A 19626-nucleotide genomic window follows, 5' to 3' on the forward strand; every position below is an offset into this window, starting at 1 on the left:
TGAAGCCGAATGTGGGTGAGAAGTAGTGATAAAGGATAATCAGCAGCATTTTAACCGGCTTCACGTGCTGGTGGATGCGCTGGTGGTCGCGGCAGCCTATCTGCTGGCGTGGACTATCCAGTTTAAATTACTGAATCATATATCCGGTTTTGTATTCCAGGATTATATGCTGATTCTGATTCCGCTGGTGCCGGGATATCTGGCGCTTTACGCGGCTTTTGGCATGTATACCACCAAGAGTGTCAGAAGAAAGCGTGTGGAGCTGGAGAAGATCGTACAGGCCAATACGCTGGGGCTTGGTATTTTTATGATGGCTATGTTTTTACTGCGCTGGAATACCGAGTTTACGACGAACTTCTCACGTCCCATGTTGTTTTATTTCTACGCCATCAACATCGTGCTGGAAGCCATGGCCCGCAATTCCATCCGTCTGGCCCTGCACCAGCTGCGGAAGAAGGGATTCAACCAGAAGCACATGATTCTGGTGGGCTACAGCCGCGCGGCGGAGGAGTATATTGACCGCATCAAGGGCAATCCGGAATGGGGCTATGAGATCATGGGGATTCTGGATGACAATGTGGAACAGGGCATGAAGTATCGGGGCGTGGAGGTGTTTGGCCGCACTGAGGAGATCGAAGAAGTTCTGGAGAAGGCCAAGCCGGATGAGATTGCCATTACCCTGGGCTTAAGCGAGTATTCTAAGCTGGAGCATATCGTGGCGGTCTGTGAGAAATCCGGCGTGCATACAAAGTTCATTCCGGATTACAATAATATCATCCCGACCCGTCCGTACACGGAGGATTTGATGGGGCTTCCGGTGGTCAATATCCGCCATGTGCCTCTGACCAATACATTCAATGCATTTGTAAAGCGAACGGTGGATCTGGTGGGGGCAGTCTGTGCCATCATCATCTTTTCGCCGATTATGCTGGTGACAGCCATCGCCATCAAGCTGACCTCTCCGGGACCTCTGATCTATGCCCAGGAGCGTGTGGGACTTCATAACCGGAACTTCAAGATGTACAAGTTCCGCTCCATGGACGTCCAGTCGCCCAAGAAGGAACGGGGAGCTTGGACCGTGCCGAACGATCCCCGTGTCACAAAGGTGGGAAAGATTATCCGCAAGACCAGCATAGACGAGCTGCCGCAGCTCTTTAATATCTTAAAAGGGGACATGAGTCTGGTGGGACCCCGTCCGGAGCGCCCGTTTTTTGTGGAGAAGTTCCGGGAGGAGATTCCACGTTATATGATTAAACACCAGGTGCGTCCGGGTATGACCGGCTGGGCCCAGATTAATGGGTACCGGGGCAATACCTCGATCCGCAAGCGTATCGAATATGATCTCTACTATATTGAGAACTGGACGCTGGGGTTTGATATAAAAATCTTATTTCTGACGATTTTCAAGGGCTTCGTCAACAAGAATGCCTATTAAGGTGTCAGAAAACAGGAAAGGATTTTACACGTATGGCAGATACAAGAGGCAGAAACGCGAGGGGACGGGACGAGGAACACAGCACACGTCGAAACAGTAGCAGTCGCAACACCCGCAGTAATGCACATGCGCACAGCTCCCACAGTAAGGGCAGGACCGCCCATACACCGGAAGAAAAGCGCAGAATGGCAAAGAGACATAAAAAGGCGAAGCGCAAAAAGCGCATGATCGGAATCCTTGTTCTGGAGGTATTTCTGATCCTGATTCTCGGCGTCGGCGTCTGGGGCTTAGGGAAGCTTGACAAGCTCCAGAGTGAGAATATCGGCGACGTGGTCGTCAATGAAGATATGGACGAGGATACAGCCAAGCTCCTGAAGGGCTATACGAATGTTGCCCTGTTTGGTATTGATACCCGTAAGATCGGCGAGCTGGGCGCAGGCAATCGAAGCGACACCATGATCATCGCCAGCATCAACAACGAGACCAAAGAGGTCAAGCTTATGTCCGTATACCGCGATACCTATCTGAACCGGGCGGACGACACCTACGGCAAATGTAACGCGGCCTACAAGAACGGCGGACCCAAGCAGGCTATGGAAATGCTGAACACCAACCTGGATCTGAATATCCAGTATTATGTCAGCATAGATTTTGTGGCCCTGATCAAGACCATCGACGCCCTGGGCGGCATTGACATCGATGTACAGGACGATGAGTGGGAGTATGTCAACGCCTATATGTACGAAACGACTGAGATTTCCGAGGATTATCTGGATCACTACAGCCCGTTCCTGGAAGGACCGGGACTGCAGACTCTGGACGGACTGCAGGCGACGGCTTACTGCCGCATCCGCTATACAGCAGGAAGTGATTTCAAGCGTACGGAACGTCAGAGAATGGTTATCAGTAAGATTGTCGAGAAGGCAAAGAGCGCAGGACTGGGTACAATTAACAAGATTGTGGACGAGGTATTCCCGCTGGTATCCACGAATATCCCGAAGACGACCATGATCGGAATGGCGGCCAATATGATGTCCTACGAGCTGGGCGAGAGCGGAGGCTTCCCGACCTATATCGAGAATAAGAAGATCAATAAGCAGGATATGGTCGTGCCTGCAGATCTGGAGCTGAATGTAATGGAGCTTCACAAGTTCCTGTTTGGAGAGGAAGATTATTATCCGTCACCGACAGTCTTGAAGATCAATGAGAAGATTATCTCTGATACAGGCGTAACGGCGAAATCGACGGAATAATTACACGGAATAAAAATGGACGGGGAGAGTAGGCCTCGTCCATTTTTTCAGAGAGGGAAAGTATGAAAAAAGAAGCGATTATCGACGCGGTTATCCCGGCTTACCGTCCGGGAGCAGAGTTCCGGGAGCTTCTGAAGCGGCTGATGGCGCAGAGCCGTCCGCTGCGGCGGATTATCATTATGAATACACGTACGGAAGTAGATATGCGAACCATGGCGGAAGATATTCCGGGGGCAGAGATTCACGAGCTGGACAAAAGTGAGTTTGACCACGGCGGCACCCGGGACGCGGGCGCGCGCCTGTCTGACGCGGATTACCTGCTCTTTCTGACCCAGGACGCCATTCCGGCGGACGAATATCTGGTGGAGCGTCTGGCGGCAGCTTTTACGGAACCGCAGATTAAGGCGGCATACGCGAGGCAGCTGGCCAGGCCGGATTGCCGGGAGCTGGAACGCTATACACGGATCTTTAACTATCCGGAGGAGTCCCGGGTTAAAACGGCGGCGGATCTGGACACACTTGGCATCAAGACCTTTTTTTGTTCCAATGTGTGCGCCATGTACGAACGGCAAACTTATGTAAACCGGGGAGGCTTTATCAGAAAAACCATTTTCAACGAGGATATGATTTATGCGGGCGGGCTTATTAAGGCCGGTTACGCCATCGCCTACGCGGCGGACGCCCGGGTCATCCATTCCCACAATTACAGCGGGCTCGAACAGTTCCACCGGAACTTTGATCTGGCCGTATCCCAGGCCGAGCATCCGGAGATCTTCGACGGCGTGGCCTCCGAGGGAGAGGGCATCCGGCTGGTGAAGAAGACGGCGGCCCATTGTCTGCGGATCAGGAAACCCTGGCTCATCGTGACGCTGGTGTGGCAGAGCGGCTGGAAGTTCCTGGGTTACAGGATGGGTAAGAGTTATCGGAAGCTGCCCCGGTGGCTGGTGCTTCGCTGTACCATGAACCGGGCTTACTGGAACGGATACCGGAGATAACGGAGGATAAATTTTGGCAGAGTTATATGAAAATAAAGAGGCAGCCCGGGAGCGCGTCATCCTTGTCGGCGTCTGCACCCGGGAAAATGAAAATGTGGAGGAATCCCTGGATGAGCTGGCAGAGCTGGCCGACACCGCAGGGGCGGAGGCCGTAGGCCGGGTCATCCAGAACCGGGAAAGCATGCATCCGGGCACCTATATCGGCAGCGGCAAGATCGACGAGGTAAGGGAGCTGGCAGCGACTCTTCAGGCCGACGGCGTCATCTGCGACGACGAGCTGACTCCGGCCCAGCTGCGCGGCCTGGAGCAGGAGCTGGATCTGAAGGTCATGGACCGGACCCTGGTTATCCTGGATATCTTCGCCCAGCACGCCACCACCAGCGAGGGAAAATTGCAGGTGGAGCTGGCCCAGCTGCGTTATCGTCTGGCAAGGCTTACCGGAAAGGGTATCGCCATGTCAAGACTGGGCGGCGGTATCGGCACCAGAGGTCCCGGCGAGAAGAAGCTGGAGACGGACCGACGGCTGATTAAGAGCCGCATTGCGAGACTGAACCGGGAACTGAAGGAGATGCAGATTCACCGGGATACGGCGAGAAAGAAGCGCCTGAACGAGAGTGTGCCGGTGGCGGCCATCGTAGGCTACACCAACGCGGGCAAGTCTACCCTGCTGAACGCCCTGACCGGAGCCGATATCCTGGCGGAAAATAAGCTGTTCGCCACATTGGATCCCACCACCCGCCGGATGGAGCTGCCAAGCGGCCAGGAGATTCTGCTGACGGATACGGTCGGCTTTATCCGGAAGCTTCCCCATCATCTGGTGGAGGCCTTTAAGAGCACCCTGGAGGAGGCCCGCTACGCCGATTACATTCTTCACGTAGTGGACAGCGTGAGTCCGCAGATGGACGCCCAGATGGAGGCAGTCTACGAGACTCTGGATCGTCTGGGCATCGCGGGCAGACCGGTCATCACCCTGTTTAACAAGCGGGATCTGGCGGCGGGCAGCGAGCTTCCGAAGGATCCGAACGCGGTGCGCACCATCGGCATTTCCGCCGGAACCGGCGCGGGACTTAAGGAGCTGCAGGAAGTGTTGGAAGAGCAGCTTCGTAACAGCCGGGTACAGGTAGAGAAGCTGTTTCCCTACGCCCAGGCAGGGGATATCCAGCGGATTCGAAGGTACGGACAGGTGCTGGAAGAGGAATATCGGGAGGACGGTATCTATATCAAGGCCTGGATGCCGCGGAATTATTAGGTGGCGCAGAGGATCCTTACAGTTGCATTCTATAAAAAAATACTATATAATTTCTTAAACGGACCTGCGGGAGAAGCGCAGAGACCAGAAACCATAACTTTATAAAACGAAGGAGAACGTAAAATGATTGATAAGCTGATTGCAAAGATTCAGAAGACCGGAGCCCCCATCGTGGTAGGACTGGATCCGATGCTGAACTACATTCCGGAGCACATCCAGAAGAAGGCGTTCGCGGAGTACGGCGAGACCCTGGAGGGAGCAGCAGAGGCCATCTGGCAGTTCAACAAGGAGATCGTGGACAAGACCTACGACCTGATTCCGGCGGTAAAGCCTCAGATCGCCATGTATGAGCAGTTCGGTATCGAGGGCCTGAAGGCATATAAGAAGACCATCGATTACTGCAAATCCAAAGACCTGGTAGTCATCGGCGATATCAAGCGCGGCGACATTGGTTCCACTTCTGCCGCATATGCGGTGGGCCATCTGGGCAAGGTACAGGTGGGCAGCAAATGCTATGTTCCCTTCGACGAGGATTTCGCCACTGTAAACCCGTACCTGGGCAGTGACGGCGTAAAGCCTTTCATCGAGGTATGCAAAGAGGAAAATAAGGGTCTGTTTATCCTGGTAAAAACCTCCAATCCGTCCAGCGGCGAGTTCCAGGATCAGCTGGTAAATGGCCGTCCGCTCTATGAGCTGGTGGGCGAGAAGGTAGCCCAGTGGGGTGAAGAGCATGTAGGCCAGTCCGGCTACAGCTACATCGGCGCGGTAGTCGGAGCTACCTATCCGGAAATGGGCGCGACCCTTCGTAAGCTTATGCCGAAGACCTTCATTCTGGTGCCGGGTTACGGTGCCCAGGGCGGCAAGGGCAAGGATCTGGTGAACTTCTTTAACGAGGACGGTCTGGGAGCCATTGTCAACTCCTCCAGAGGCATCATTGCCGCATACAAGCAGGAGAAGTACGCAAAATTCGGCGCGGAAAACTTCGGCGACGCTTCCCGCGCGGCGGTGGAAGACATGGTAGCCGATATCAGCGGCGCACTGAACGCACGATAGGAGAAGGCTATGAAATATCAGGAAACAGCGCTTATTAAAGAGCAGCGTGAGATTGCCCCGGGCATCTTTAGCCTGTGGCTTCAGACAGAGCATATCGCAGAGGAGGCAAGACCCGGTCAGTTTGTGTCCGTCTACTGCCACGATGAGTCCCGGCTTCTGCCCCGGCCCATCAGTATCTGTGAGATTGATAAAGAGAATAAAACCCTGCGTCTGGTATACCGGAAGGCAGGAGCCGGAACCGCAGAGTTTTCCGGCTACGGCGCGGGAGAGACCTTACGCCTCATCGGCCCCTTGGGCAATGGCTTCCCGTTGGATAAAGGCTATAAAAAAGTATTCCTCATCGGCGGCGGCATCGGCGTACCGCCCATGGTGGAGCTCTCGCGGCAGCTTCCCGGGGAGAAAATCGTGGTTTCCGGTTATCGGGGCGGCGACCTGTTCCTGAAGGACGAGCTGTCCCGCCATGCGGAGCTTGTGGTAGCCACTGAGGACGGAAGTGCCGGAACAAAGGGAAATGTATTGGACGCCATCAAAGAAAATGGCCTGACTGCGGACGCCATTTTCGCCTGCGGCCCCGGCCCCATGCTCCGGGCCCTGAAGGCTTACGCCGAAGAGCAGGGCATCGACTGTTACCTGTCCCTGGAGGAGCGGATGGCCTGCGGCATTGGAGCCTGTCTGGCCTGCGTCTGCAAGTCCAAGGATGTGGACGCCCACACGAACGTGAAAAATAAGCGCATCTGCAAGGACGGTCCGGTCTTTGCGGCTGACGAAATCGAACTGTAACCGGAGGAAGAAGAGCTATGGAATACAAGACAAGTGTAAAGCTGGCCGGAGTGGAACTGAAAAATCCGGTGATGACAGCCTCCGGAACCTTCGGATCCGCCGGCGAATACGGAGAATTTTACGACCTGGGCGATCTCGGGGCCGTAGTGACCAAGGGCGTGGCGAACGTGCCCTGGCCCGGCAATCCGACCCCGCGTATCGCCGAGACAAAAAGCGGCATGCTGAACGCCATCGGGCTTCAGAACCCGGGATTGGACGTATTTCTGGAGCGGGATCTGCCGAAGATCCGCCGCTTTGATACCAAAATCATCGTCAATGTCTGCGGCAAGACCACCGAGGATTACTGTGACGCGGTGGAGCGCCTGTCCGACGCGGACGTGGATATGCTGGAGATCAATGTTTCCTGCCCCAACGTGAAGGAGGGCGGTATTGCCTTCGGCCAGAAGCCGGAAGCCCTGGAAGCCATTACAAAGGCTGTGAAGAAGTACGCAAAAAAGCCGGTTATCATGAAGCTGAGCCCCAATGTGACGGACATCACCGAGATGGCCCGGGCGGCAGAGGCAGGCGGTGCGGACGTGCTGTCCCTCATCAATACCATCACCGGCATGAAGATCGACATCAACCGCCGTACCTTCGCCATCGCCAATAAGACCGGCGGCATGTCCGGTCCGGCAGTAAAGCCCGTGGCCGTGCGCATGGTCTACCAGGTGGCAAACGCGGTGAAGCTGCCGATTATCGGCATGGGCGGCATCACGAACGGCGACGACGCCATGGAGTTCATCCTGGCCGGAGCCACCGCCGTATCCGTGGGAACCGCCAATTTCGCCAATCCCTACGCGGCAAAAGAGACCGCCGAGGGCATTCTGGCCTACATGAAGAAGTATCAGGTGGCCGATATCAACGAGCTGATAGGCGCAGTTCACTAGAAATTATTTCCGGAGAAAACATTACAGATTGTAATTACAACCCGCAAAAGCACTGGACAATCCCAGTGCTTTTTGTTATATTAAAAAATGATATTTTTTAAAATGATAAAGGTTTTACGGGATGATAGAGAATGAAAAACAGAAGAAAAGGCTTTACGTTGACGGAACTTACAGTTGTATTGGTGATTATGGCTATCATCACAGCAATCGCGGTTCCCTTTTTTGTTAAATACTGGAAAATTGCGGAATTTCGAAAAAATGAATCCAACGCCCGGACCGTGTATCTGGCGGCAGAGTCGAAGCTGACCTGGTATCGTTCCTCCGGACAGTGGGAACAGTTTCAGAGGGAAGTAAAAAAGAATGGAGAAGCGGCTGTGTTTGAGGAAGCCTCAAAGCTGAATGGCCGTATCTATACGATTACGCTGGACGCGGACAGCTATCAGAGCCCATCGGAAGAGGGCAAGCTTGTATTGCAGCTTCTGGATGATTCTGCTTATGATAAGAGCTTCTTAAACGGGGCCGTCGCCATTGAGATCGATATGGAATCGGGCGAGGTCTATTCTGCGTTCTATGGAACCAGGTGCAAGGGCTTGAATTATGCGGAGAAAGACGCGGACGGTTACCTGACCATGAAGGAGCGGGAATATGAGAGTCGGCAGAAGCGTCTGCTGGGTTACTATTCCGTGGAGGATACCGTCAACGTGGCAGCGCTGGATCCGGTGCGTCTGCGTATTACCACTATCAGCCTCTTAAACAGTGAAAAGCTGACCCTGAACTGGTCCTCCAACGCGAAAATCAAGAATGCAGTCAGCTATGAGCTGACCTTCTATAAGGCCGACGATAAAACAAAACTGTTCAGCCTCATGATGTCTCCCAACGATATGGGTACAAAGGGATGGGACGGCAAGAGCGGATCCACCTCAGAGATGGCTTCCTTTACCCTGCTGGATAAGGACGGCAATGAGAAAGGTACCTGGGACTTCCCGGTAAGCCAGAGCCCTAACGGCTACTCTCTGGTACTGGACGCTATGATGTCGGCAGAGATGCTTGGCACGCTGGATGCGAAAAGCGGAAGCGGTATCGAAGAGACCGAGAGCACCAGTATCTTACGTCTGGCGAATGTGGCTTCAGAGCTTGGACAAAATCAAAATATTTATGCCACGGTCAAGGCAACAGCCTACGCGGGAAGTGATCCGAGGGTGAAGCTGACCCAGGAATACCGGGACAGCGAGGTCGTGGCATCCAATACAGCGCAGACCCTGTACGGTGACGAAACCAAGGGGACATCCGTGGAAATCTGCACCTGGCGCCATCTGTCCAATATCCGTTACCGGAATCAGAATGGACAGGTAACCTATACCCTGACAGCCAAAAACATGGACTGGGCTGCGGTGGGAACCGGCCTGTACAGTCTGCAGCCGGAGGGCGGGGATTCGATCTCAAAGCCCTGCTGGTCGGATAATGGCAGTGAAGTGACGGACTTTCCGACGATCCCGCAGCTTTCAAAGGATGCAGTGCTGAAGGGAGAAGGGGATAAAACCCTGCTTTCCAATCTGCAGCTGGGAGCTTCTTCCATATTGGATAACAAAACGGCGGATACAATTTATGGAACAGGGCATGATACCGGGCATGATACCAGCTACCTGGGCCTGTTTGCCGAAAATAACGGAAAGATTTCCGATGTGACACTGGCAGATCCGCGTCTGAAGCTGACATCCAATCAGGAGCATCCTTTTACGAAGCTGAAGGGCGTCGGCATTCTGGCCGGACGCAGCGAGGGCACACTGCGGAATATTACTATAGAGGCAGATAAGACAGCAGGTACGTCCGCTAAAGCAGAGGGTGAAGACAGCGATACGGTGTATGTGAGACTGGACGAAACCGATGGCGCGAAAGCAGCTGTGGGCGGTATCGCAGGTGTACTGGCAAAGGTGACGGCTGCCGAGCCGAACGAGTATCAGGCGGTACGGTTTCAGATCATAAAAAAGCTTTCCATGGACGGAACCATGGATGTGCAGCTTCCGGCAGAGGATGGAGACGCGTCGTCGGTGCGGTACGGCGTCGGCGGTATCGTCGGCTACGCGTATCTGGCCAATGAGGGAGAAGGCATCACGAAGCTGAACACCTGCGAAAATCATGCGGATGTAACCGGCAATCTGTTTACCGGCGGTATCGTGGGCAAACTGGAGGGAAGCACAAAGAATGGGAAAGGACTTTCCGAAGCGAATCATGCGGCAGTGGCCAGCGTGGCCGGCAGCAGCAGTGACGGCCTGATCTTAAGCTCTGTCCTGGCGGATGCGGATACCTTCGCAGGTCACTATTTCGGCGGCATTACCGGTTACAGCTATAACGCGGTCCTTTACGACTGCGAGACTGCGTCCGGAAGAGCCGGAGGCTACAGCTACGACAGCGCGCAGCAGGACAAGGTGCTGAAGGGCGATTATGTAGGCGGCATCGTCGGCTATGGCAATTACACCATCTTAAGTAACTGTGAGACTCAGAAGAACGGTTATGTCCTGGGTGAGAATTATGTGGGCGGCATCGCCGGAGGCCTTGGAAATGAAGTAGGAAGCTCCATCCGGAATACCGAAGAGGTGTTAGTTACAACTAATCGTAGCTATGTCATCGGTAAAAATTATGCGGGCGGCATCACCGGTATCAATACCAAGGGCGTGACTCTTGAAAACTGTGTCAATAACGGCGTAGCCGCAGCCACGGAAAAATACGCGGGCGGCATCGTCGGCTATAATGAATATGAGGCGAAGATCCAGGACTGCGTAAGCTACCTGTCCGACTATGACAGCTCCATCTACAATATGATCGTGGATAAATGGAAGGCCACCGGCGATTACGTGGGCGGCATTGCAGGCTACAATAACGGGGCGATCACATTTGACAGCGCAAGCCAGAAGGTTATGGTAAAATCTGTCTCCGGTATCGTGGCAGGCGGAAGCTATGTGGGCGGTATCGCAGGCTTTAACGACGTACAGGGAATCCTGGACGCGGAATACGATCTGATCGGCGGCCGGATTCACGGCGACGGCGACGGGGTAGGCGGCTGCTTTGGCCTCAACGCGTCCAAGTCTGTCTTGACCTCAGAGCTGGTCATTAAACCCCGGAGCGTGGAGGGTCGCTATTATGTGGGCGGCGTCATCGGCGCGAACGTGGTGGAGCTGAACGGGCAGGAAGTGACGGCGAACGGTCTGCGTGCGCAGAATTCCCTGGGCGTGATCCGCGGCCAGGCCTTTGTGGGCGGCGTCATCGGCTACCAGCGGACCTATGGGGCCGGCCAGATAGGCGCGGAAAGCGGCAAACCGATTCTGAAAGCGCTGGCCGCAGCACAGAAGGTCGGCAATCAGCGGCTGCTTCCGGGTCTGGATGACAGTCATGTGCCGACGGCAGTACAGGCTTCTGCGGATGAGGGCAGACTGATCCTGACGGCAGCCGGCAATACCGATGCTGCATTTACCGTAGACAGCAACAACATTCCCATCCAGGCGGGCTATTACGCAGGCGGCGTCCTGGGCTACTGCGAGCGTGGCAGTCAGCTTATCATCCGGAACTGCCGGAACGCGGGCAATCTGTCTCTCTATAGCCGGGTGGGCGCGGATGACGGCGTAGCGCTGGGAAATTATGTAAAAAGCAGGGAGGTAAACAGCGCAGCTCCTGACGGGGCAGCGTCTGTGAAGCTTCATTTTGTGGGCGGCATCGTGGGCGTCAATCTGGAAAACCAGATCATCGATCATTGCAGCAATACCGGCAATATGTCCGGCTGCGTGGGCATCGGCGGTATCGTGGGCCTGAACGGCGGCTATATCTACAACTGTGCCTTAAGCGGCAACTTTGGCAACGCGGGCCTGAATTACCTGGGCGGTATCGCTTCCATCAATATCCGGACCTCTCAGGAGACCAAGAATTATACAGATAAGAGTAAAACATACACAGCGGGAACCATTGAAGACTGCCGGACAGAGCAGGGCAGAACCGTCACCGGAAAGGACTGTGTGGGCGGCATTGTGTCCTGGAACCTGACAGACGGTCTGGTCAAAAACTGCGCAAGCGCGGCCAATGTGACGGCGGCAGGCAATTGCGCGGGCGGCATAGCCGGACGCAACAGCGGTCTCATTGAGCTGGCGGACGCGTCCTCGGATACGGCGGCAAGAACTGTACAGGGCAGCCGCGGCGAAGGCGTCGGCGGCGTCGTGGGCGTCAATGAGGCAGGCGGTCAGCTCCGTATCAGCGGCGGACAGAACAGCCAGGTGGTAGCCGCAGGCAGCGGCCTTACGGTTATGGGACAGAGCAGCGTGGGCGGCATCATCGGAATCAATGAGGGATCCCTTGACAATGAGAGCACCTATCTGGTCAGTCAGGTGAAGCTGGTGCGTGCTTCTAAAGGCAATGCGGGCGGCGTAGTGGGAACCAGCCGCGGCAAAATTACCCGGGCTGTGAACCGCTCTGACGATGTCCGCGCGGACGAGGGCCCGGCGGGCGGTATTACCGCAGTAAATGAAAGTGCGATTACCGGCTGTGTAAACTATGGCGACGTCACCTCCAGCGCCGGCTATGTGGGCGGTATCGTGGCGGAAAATAAGGGTACCGTTGCGGACAGCCGTGTAAATGATACAAACGGCGGTACGGTGACACTCATCGGCCGCGGCAAAGACGAGATGGGCGCAGTCTGCGCTCTGAACGAGGGCACCATCACGGGCAGCATGCCGGTGGCCAACGTAAAGCTTGCGGGAACAGCTTCCATCTTCGGCGGTATCGCGGGAAGAAACAAGGGTACCATAGCAGATACGGAGCTTACTTATATGCCGGAGCTTTCCGGCAGCGGCAGTCTGACCGTCGGCGGCGCAGTGGGCGTCAATGAGAATAAGGTCAATCATATTACAGCCAACGGCCTGAACTTCGAAGGCTTTACCAACTATCGTTATCTGGGCGGCATCACAGGCCAGAATGGTCCGGAGACCGACGGGGACGCGACGGCACAGGCGCAGGTTACAGCCAGCAGCTATTCCGGTACCATCACAGAGGGCCGGAGCGCGGCAGGCAACTGCTACGGCGGTATCGCCGGCATCAACTACGCGGCTCTGCATGAGTGTACGGTAGCGCAGATCGTCATGAATATTCAGGGCGTCTACACGGCCACCAGCACCAGCACCACGGAGCAGAAGGAAGCCCTGGCCAGCCACGCAGGCGGCGTCACCGGTAAGAATGAGACGAATGGCTCCATCGAGAACTGCGTCCTGACCAACAACGAGAAGAGCAGCCTGACTGCCGGTTATGGTATGCTGGGCGGTATCGCAGGCTTCAATAAGGGCAGCATCACTGGATCCGGAAGCAATCAGACAAAGGCAGTGCTGGCAGATACCGGCGATAAGAAAAACGCAAAGGTGCTGGATCAGATCAATGAGAACGTGACGAAAAACGGACTTACCCCGATAACAGATTATGTAAACTGGCAAAACAATACAGACATTGAAAACTTAAGCTACAGCAGTGGCGGAAAAGTCACCTCCGGCCGTCTGCAGATTCGGATGCTCAGCAACGGTAACCTGGGCGGTATCACCGCTTACAACAGTACCACGGGCAGCCTGAACAGCTGTGTATCCGGAAAATGGTTCCTGAACAATAAATCCGAGGCCATCGGCGTCGGTACCGGCGGTATCATCGGTATGAACGAGTCCGAAAAGGATCAGGAGTATCTGGTAAACGGAGCCTTTGTGGGCCGTCAGATCAAAACAGGCAGCACCAACCGTTTCGCGGGCGGTATCATCGGAAACCAGAACAATTCCACCAGCAGTGAGTGGCGTCTGGAATACTGCGTCAATTATGGAATGATCTATTGCTATAATTCTCATTATTCAGGCGGCATCATGGGACAGTGGACTGGCACCGGCGGAACGATTACGAACTGCCGGAACTACGGAAGTCTGCAGACCACCTATGGAACGGCATGGATCGGAGCGTCCGGCGGCATCGTGGCGCAGCTGTACCATGCTTATGAGAATAATGAGTACAACCTGATAGGATGCGGAAATTACGGAAGTATCTTTACTGCAAACGGAAGAAAACATACATTTTCCAAGGAGGAAAGTGACGCAGGTCAGACCGGCGCGAATGACAGTGCTGGAATACTGGGAAATATTACCAATTACGAGGCGACCAGCCCGGAGAAATCCCAGAGCTATACAGTCCAGATCCTGGATTGTGTAAATGCGCCGGGTGTGGAGATCTATTCCGCGTCTATGGCGTCCGGAATCTTTGGTTTCCTGTCCAGCGATAATCCGGCAGGAGAGACGATTAAGAAGTCCACCGGAAATGTGGTTATCCGCATTGAGCGGTGTCGGAATTTCGCAAGAGTATTGAAGGGAGCCCAGTTTACAGCGGGTATCTTCGGAGATCGCTATGGAGCGGAGGCATGGAAGAATCATACCATCGTCAAGGATAATTATTCGGTAAGAATGACGACTACATACCAAAGCCCGAACAATTCGCCGATTTATTCCGCACAATCCAGTTACTCCAAGTCAAACGGTCCCGGAACCATTAGTCCGGAGAGTAACCGGGCGCATAACTACTATATGAACGGCAGCGACAATGGCGACCATCAGTTTGACGATGTGAGTATCGGGCATGGGGAAACCGTGGGTTCGGGAACCAAGATAGCTTATAGCATGTCGGAATGGCTGAGAGGACTGCACGCGAATCCGTCCGCATTTATGTACGATATCGATGAGGAAAAGTACTTTGTGGCGGATATCACCATCGGAGATTCCGTGTCAGGTACAAACGGCGATTACATTGACGAGAATAACAACATCATACAGAAGAGTACCGGAAGAAAGCTTGGCAAGATTTTATATTATCTGGAAGATACGCCATACGGGTACAAAGATCTGGAAAATAAATCCACAGTAAACGTGGACGATACCGTATTTGTCAATGCGCGCACAAGCTACCGGCGGCTGGAGGGCATCAAGGACAATAAGCTGGTTGCCCCGAAGAATGTAACAGCGTCCGTGGAGCAGGGAAAGATTAAAGTGGAGATAACGCCCTCGACCCTGCAGGAGGCAGGTGTAGATCCATCCTCCACAGATCCCTGCGATCCGTTTGCGTACATGGTGAGACTGGAGGACAGTGAGGGACACAGCTATACCCATACATTATATACGGAAGCTGGCAGCTTTGAGCTTCCTGCGGATACCGAGCTGACAGGGCAACTGAACGTCATTGTCAGGGCGATCAGTATGTTTGATGATGTAAAAGATTCCGACGAGGTGTCCGGCGGCAGTGTATTGAACCCGACGCTTCCGGATCCGGATATCCGGATTCAGCTCATCTACACAGGGCCGAATAATAATAATTTCGCGTACCAAATCAGTCTGAATAATCTGGATGCGTACAGCGCGTATGACAGCTGGCAGACGGTGGTAAATATTGAACGCGAAGGCAATGTGGTCCTGACAGCGGAAAATCCGGTTCAGCAGCTTCCGGTAAAACAGAACAAGAATGCCATTTATCAGATGACAGCGCAGACGACCATGAACAGCGGAACCACGGATATTCAGGCTTCGCAGGTGGCATCGACTGCAGTCAGCCTGCCTGGCGGAGAAGGCATCGGAAAGCCGGAGTATCAGCTGGCAACCGCCTTCGGAAACAGACTTTTGAATGGCAGTGTCACTGTATCCGGTACGACGCTGGAGGATCTGACGATTGAGGTCAGTCTGACGTCGTCCGGCGCCATGACCACCCCGCCCATCTACCGCGCGGAGCTGATTGGCGACTGGAAGGATACGAACGGCAGTGTGCAGACGGATACTGTACTGGCCCAGACCGATATTCTGACCGTATCCAGAGGAACCGCCACAGGAAACTTTACGGCGCTTCCGGAATACGTGGGAGACGCGACCAATATGCGGGTGCGTATCTGGTACGCGGCCTCGGGATTGGGACCGGTCTATACCTATGATATCGGCGTGGACGGTGATTCTGCAGACGCGAATTATGATATGCATCAGCTGCTTGGCGTCACAGAAGAGGAGGACGGTACCAGAGCGGAACAGTGGCATAACACCAACAGCACTATCTGGGCGCGCAGAGGAAGTGACGCGGGATATCAGTTCTGCGATTACGCCCATGAGACCGGCACACTTTTCACCTGGCTTCCGAAGCCGGAGCTGGTGGACGCGGACACGGGTACTCGCATGACCCCGGATGAGAATGGCTTCTATACCTTTACCTGGGATCCGGGTCTGGCGGCGACGGAGGAAGCCCATTACCAGGTCTCCCTGACCGGTATCGACGCGGATGGCCGGGAGGTTATCATTCCGACAGACGGATATTACAAAGATGACACCAGCCGGACACTTTATATCGACGGCTCCGACTGGAACTACCAAAGTGTGAAGCTGAAGGTGACACGCATCGGCGTGAATACGGCCACGACAAAGCAAATGGGCCTTTCATCGACGGGCAGCTATCTGGTTAAGGAGCGCCTGGAAGCGCCCGGACAGCCCTCCGTAACCAATGCGGATGAGAATGAACTGAACTATCAGTTAAGCTGGGCGGCCAATCTGTCCGAGGAAGGGCTGAAGGGCTACCAGGCCTATATTCAGACCTACGGAAGCGACGGCAGTCTTACAGACGCCGTGGCCCTTGGCGGGCCGGTACCGGCAGATAAATCCGATGTGTATACAGAAAACGTGAACCTGGAGGTTTACGCCGGCCAGAAGGTGGTTATCTACCTGAAGGCCATGGCCGAGGAGAACAGCCAGTATCTGGACAGCCTTCCCGGCGTCACCACAGAGCTTACGATCCCCAGCCGTCTGGCTGCGCCGAAGGTCAGCTGGAATGCCCGTTGGCAATACGATAAACAGGTGCCGGTGACGGCTGCGGAGTTTCTGAACAGCCTGCAGATCAATCTGTCTGCTGAGCGGGACAGCATTCCGCCTGCGGGCAGCGCGTACCTGCTGTGCGCGTATATCTATAACAATCAGCAAGATGCAGAGAACGCAAGCCTTACGAATCCCGGAACCTACCTTGCCGCATATCCGGTAAGCTATCAGGAAAACCGGGTTCCGGTACAGATGGATGTAAAGAGCAGTATAGAGTATTATCATGTACTGCAGAATCTGTCCATAGACTATGCCGGAAAATGGATTGCCTTCTACGCGCGGATCTCTTCCGGCAGCGGCAGCGTAAGCTCCGCGTGGACAAAAGCGGGACAGGCATTCCGTCTGCCGTATGTGAAGCTGGATACGCCGGATATAAGCTCTGATACCGTATGGACAGAGGTGGATGCACAGGTCAGCGATTCTCCGGATATCGCAGGACAGCCGGCAAAGCTTCCATGGGAAGCAGAGCACACCCGGATCAACTGGAGCAGTGTGGACGGCGCTGACGTATATGAGGTTACTTCGACGGAGAAAGCGGACGTAGATTTGACAAGAAATATCCGGATTCAGGAGAGCGGGGACAGCGTAACTGTAAGCCAGCAGTGGTCGGGCCTGAGTGGCTATAACGTCAATGACTGGTCAGAAGCGGCAGTTAAGAAGACGGATGAAAATACCTGGCGCTTTGACCTGGCCTATCCGGATGTAATTGCGGGTGATATGGCGGCGCATGGCTATTATGATACCCCGTCCGGAGCGAGAAGCTACTACACCGTGCAGGAGACAGCGGCGCTCTATGCCACCAGGAATGACGACGGCACCTGGAGCTACAGCCTGGAGCTTCCGGATATCAATAAACTGACTGCGAGGGATGAGGCAGAGGACGGCAGTACGGTGGAAACCACCTTCCCCAATGAAAGCAGCCGAATCGTGAGCAAGGTGACCGTCCGGGCCAATGTGGAGGCCAACCTGTCAGAGAACCCGGCAGACCAGAGCGACGCCTACGCCGCGTCAGAGCGCGCAAAGGTGGAACTGAAATAAGATGAAACAGACCATAAAAAAGAAAGGAGGGGAGTTCCGTTGCAGCGAAAAGGAATGCGTGAACTAAGGAAAAACAGCCGTCAGGGTGTGTCTCTGGTCATCGTGCTGTGTGTATCAGCCTTCTTCGTGGCCTTTGCCGCAGCCATCCTGTATACAGCGGGACTTCTGACCTCCCAGAGTACCGGGCGCCTGAAGGAGGAACGGAGCTATCTGCTGGCTCAGAGCTTTGCGGAAGCTTTGGATAAGGAGCTTTCCGATCCGGACGCGTCCTTCTTCGAGTTTGTGAACCGTTTCCTGGACGGAAACCAGTACGCGGAGGATACCCCCTATTCCTTTATGCCGGAGGGCACGGATCTTGAGAACCTGTATGCAGGCAGCGCCAAAAGTCTGGAAGGCTACGGCAACCTGCGTGTGACCCTGACCAAGGAAATTAACGAAAGTGAGAGCAGTGTCAGCCTCGGAGGCACAATCCCGGCGACGGGAGCCGGTAATTACGGGACGACCATCGCGGAGCTGGAGCGCATGACTGTGCGCCGCTATCTGGTGATAGTGGATGTGACGTCCTATTATGACGACATAACCTACACCTACAGTACAGAATATACCCGGGAGCAGAAATACGCGTTGAATTTCTGGCAGGGGGAACAGAAGCTGGTATGGGATGGAAAGGACTGGCATGCAGGCACGGCTGTCGGACCGGTCTATGATCCGGATCCGGTTCAGGATATCCGTTATGAGTATGACGCGTCCAATGTGACAGAATGTAAATTTGTGGAAAATACCTATACCGATACGGAGACTACCGATACGGAGCCGCCGGATCCGGAAGGAGGCGATACCAATGGGACCGATTAAGACACTGAGATCCCGTTCCGGGGATACGCTGGTGGAGGTTATGGCCAGCATCTTTATCTTCCTGCTGATGATGGGAATTCTCCAGGGAGCGGTATCCTACAGCAACGCCTCCATGCGGAAAAATCAGGAAATCCGACAGGAAAACGCGGAGATTCTGAAAGAACTGAGTACGGCTCAGGCTGCGCCCCGGGACGGCGGGAAGAATCAGCCGGTTGATCTGGCGTTTCGCGCTGTCAATGCGGATTTTACCCAGATGGGTTCCGCTGCAGGCTTTACCGTGGAAGTGGAGCTGTATCAAAAAAAGGCAAAGGATGTTTCCTTTCTTCTGTATCACCCACCGGAGAAGTCAGACGGTTCCGGCTCCGATGAGGACGGAGGTGACACGCCATGAGAAAAAAGAAGCATAGAATCCTGCGGGAACGCGCGGGAACGACGCTGGTGGAGACACTGGTATCCCTGCTTCTGATGAGCATTCTGATCGGCATGGCGGCACGGGTGCTGAGCGGCGCTTACCGGGTGTATCTGCGGCTGCAGAAGACCCAGTACGCAGAGTCCATTCTGGATACAGCCATGACGGAGGTACGGGATCTGGCAAATGATGCCTGCGGCTATGTGAAGCTCTATCCGGATGGCGCGCAGATTGCGGATCAGGTTGGAAATGAGATCGGAACCGCCATGGAATTTCTGGATTCCAACGGCTACGTGGTGCTGATTTCCACTGACGGCTGTGAAGAGACCACCCTGTACCGGGGAAATGATCTGGAAAATGTCATCGGTACTCAGGAAGCGCTTCCGAAAGGACGGCTGCTGGCCCGGTATTATAACCGGAAAAACGATGGCACCTATCTGTACACGGACGGTACCAAGCCGGTGGCCCGCGCGGCTGCGGAGGCCTACGGCGAGGGCTTTTATATGGGGTATTACCTGAAGGTGACCTACCGGGTACCGGATGAAACGGCAGACGGTGGGGCGTTGAGCTCTCTGGTTGCCGATGTGGCATTATATCAGGATGAGAACTGCACAGAACTGGTAATATCTGACACGGAAATCCTTGATTTTCGTTATAAAATAAAGTATAGTGAGGGTGTGACGGCAACGACTGTAATGAATAACACGCCGTAAGGCCGTACAAACAAGATATAGAC

The 19626-nt window shown here is 54.5% G+C and carries 11 protein-coding genes; all 11 read left to right on the top strand.

What is annotated here, in order from left to right; translation table 11 throughout:
- Window positions 1-25 precede the first annotated feature (25 nt).
- Window positions 26-1435, top strand: coding sequence for an undecaprenyl-phosphate glucose phosphotransferase (locus WMO29_RS00085; RefSeq protein ID WP_178038451.1), 1410 nt, complete (start codon window positions 26-28; stop codon window positions 1433-1435).
- 32 nt (window positions 1436-1467) lie between these two features.
- A complete protein-coding gene (locus WMO29_RS00090) occupies window positions 1468-2688 on the top strand; it encodes an LCP family protein (protein WP_349163245.1) in 1221 nt (406 codons plus the stop codon).
- A gap of 62 nt (window positions 2689-2750) precedes the next feature.
- Complete coding sequence (locus WMO29_RS00095) at window positions 2751-3683, top strand: glycosyltransferase family 2 protein (RefSeq protein WP_349163246.1); 933 nt, start codon at window positions 2751-2753, stop codon at window positions 3681-3683.
- 13 nt (window positions 3684-3696) lie between these two features.
- Complete coding sequence (gene hflX, locus WMO29_RS00100; protein WP_349163247.1) at window positions 3697-4932, top strand: GTPase HflX; 1236 nt, start codon at window positions 3697-3699, stop codon at window positions 4930-4932.
- Window positions 4933-5055: 123 nt separating this feature from the next.
- The gene (gene pyrF, locus WMO29_RS00105; RefSeq protein ID WP_178038447.1) at window positions 5056-5985 is read left to right on the top strand and encodes an orotidine-5'-phosphate decarboxylase; all 930 of its coding nucleotides are present in this window, start codon (window positions 5056-5058) and stop codon (window positions 5983-5985) included.
- 9 nt (window positions 5986-5994) lie between these two features.
- The gene (locus WMO29_RS00110; RefSeq protein WP_349163248.1) at window positions 5995-6765 is read left to right on the top strand and encodes a dihydroorotate dehydrogenase electron transfer subunit; all 771 of its coding nucleotides are present in this window, start codon (window positions 5995-5997) and stop codon (window positions 6763-6765) included.
- Between the two features lie 17 nt (window positions 6766-6782).
- Window positions 6783-7691: a dihydroorotate dehydrogenase gene (locus WMO29_RS00115; RefSeq protein ID WP_349163249.1), complete on the top strand. Its 909-nt coding sequence runs from the start codon at window positions 6783-6785 to the stop codon at window positions 7689-7691.
- A gap of 131 nt (window positions 7692-7822) precedes the next feature.
- Window positions 7823-17626, top strand: coding sequence for a prepilin-type N-terminal cleavage/methylation domain-containing protein (locus tag WMO29_RS00120; RefSeq protein WP_349163250.1), 9804 nt, complete (start codon window positions 7823-7825; stop codon window positions 17624-17626).
- A gap of 39 nt (window positions 17627-17665) precedes the next feature.
- Window positions 17666-18481 (top strand): hypothetical protein, encoded by an 816-nt coding sequence (locus tag WMO29_RS00125; protein ID WP_349163251.1) that lies wholly within the window; start codon window positions 17666-17668, stop codon window positions 18479-18481.
- Window positions 18468-18872, top strand: coding sequence for a PulJ/GspJ family protein (locus WMO29_RS00130; RefSeq protein ID WP_349163252.1), 405 nt, complete (start codon window positions 18468-18470; stop codon window positions 18870-18872). Before WMO29_RS00125 ends, WMO29_RS00130 begins: the two co-directional genes overlap by 14 nt.
- Window positions 18869-19603: a type IV pilus modification PilV family protein gene (locus WMO29_RS00135; RefSeq protein WP_349163253.1), complete on the top strand. Its 735-nt coding sequence runs from the start codon at window positions 18869-18871 to the stop codon at window positions 19601-19603. The genes WMO29_RS00130 and WMO29_RS00135 overlap by 4 nt, the downstream gene beginning before the upstream one ends.
- Window positions 19604-19626 lie beyond the last annotated feature (23 nt).

The sequence above is a fragment of the Laedolimicola intestinihominis genome (genome assembly GCF_040096155.1).
Lineage (GTDB): Bacteria > Bacillota > Clostridia > Lachnospirales > Lachnospiraceae > Laedolimicola > Laedolimicola intestinihominis.

What these genes read in the sequence shown, in the direction of transcription:
- WMO29_RS00090 (WP_349163245.1), top strand. Translation starts at nt 1,468, where the DNA reads ATGGCAGATACAAGAGGCAGAAACGCGAGGGGACGGGACGAGGAACAC.
- WMO29_RS00095 (WP_349163246.1), top strand. Translation starts at nt 2,751, where the DNA reads ATGAAAAAAGAAGCGATTATCGACGCGGTTATCCCGGCTTACCGTCCG.
- pyrF (WP_178038447.1), top strand. Translation starts at nt 5,056, where the DNA reads ATGATTGATAAGCTGATTGCAAAGATTCAGAAGACCGGAGCCCCCATC.
- WMO29_RS00110 (WP_349163248.1), top strand. Translation starts at nt 5,995, where the DNA reads ATGAAATATCAGGAAACAGCGCTTATTAAAGAGCAGCGTGAGATTGCC.
- WMO29_RS00115 (WP_349163249.1), top strand. Translation starts at nt 6,783, where the DNA reads ATGGAATACAAGACAAGTGTAAAGCTGGCCGGAGTGGAACTGAAAAAT.
- WMO29_RS00120 (WP_349163250.1), top strand. Translation starts at nt 7,823, where the DNA reads ATGAAAAACAGAAGAAAAGGCTTTACGTTGACGGAACTTACAGTTGTA.
- WMO29_RS00130 (WP_349163252.1), top strand. Translation starts at nt 18,468, where the DNA reads ATGGGACCGATTAAGACACTGAGATCCCGTTCCGGGGATACGCTGGTG.
- WMO29_RS00135 (WP_349163253.1), top strand. Translation starts at nt 18,869, where the DNA reads ATGAGAAAAAAGAAGCATAGAATCCTGCGGGAACGCGCGGGAACGACG.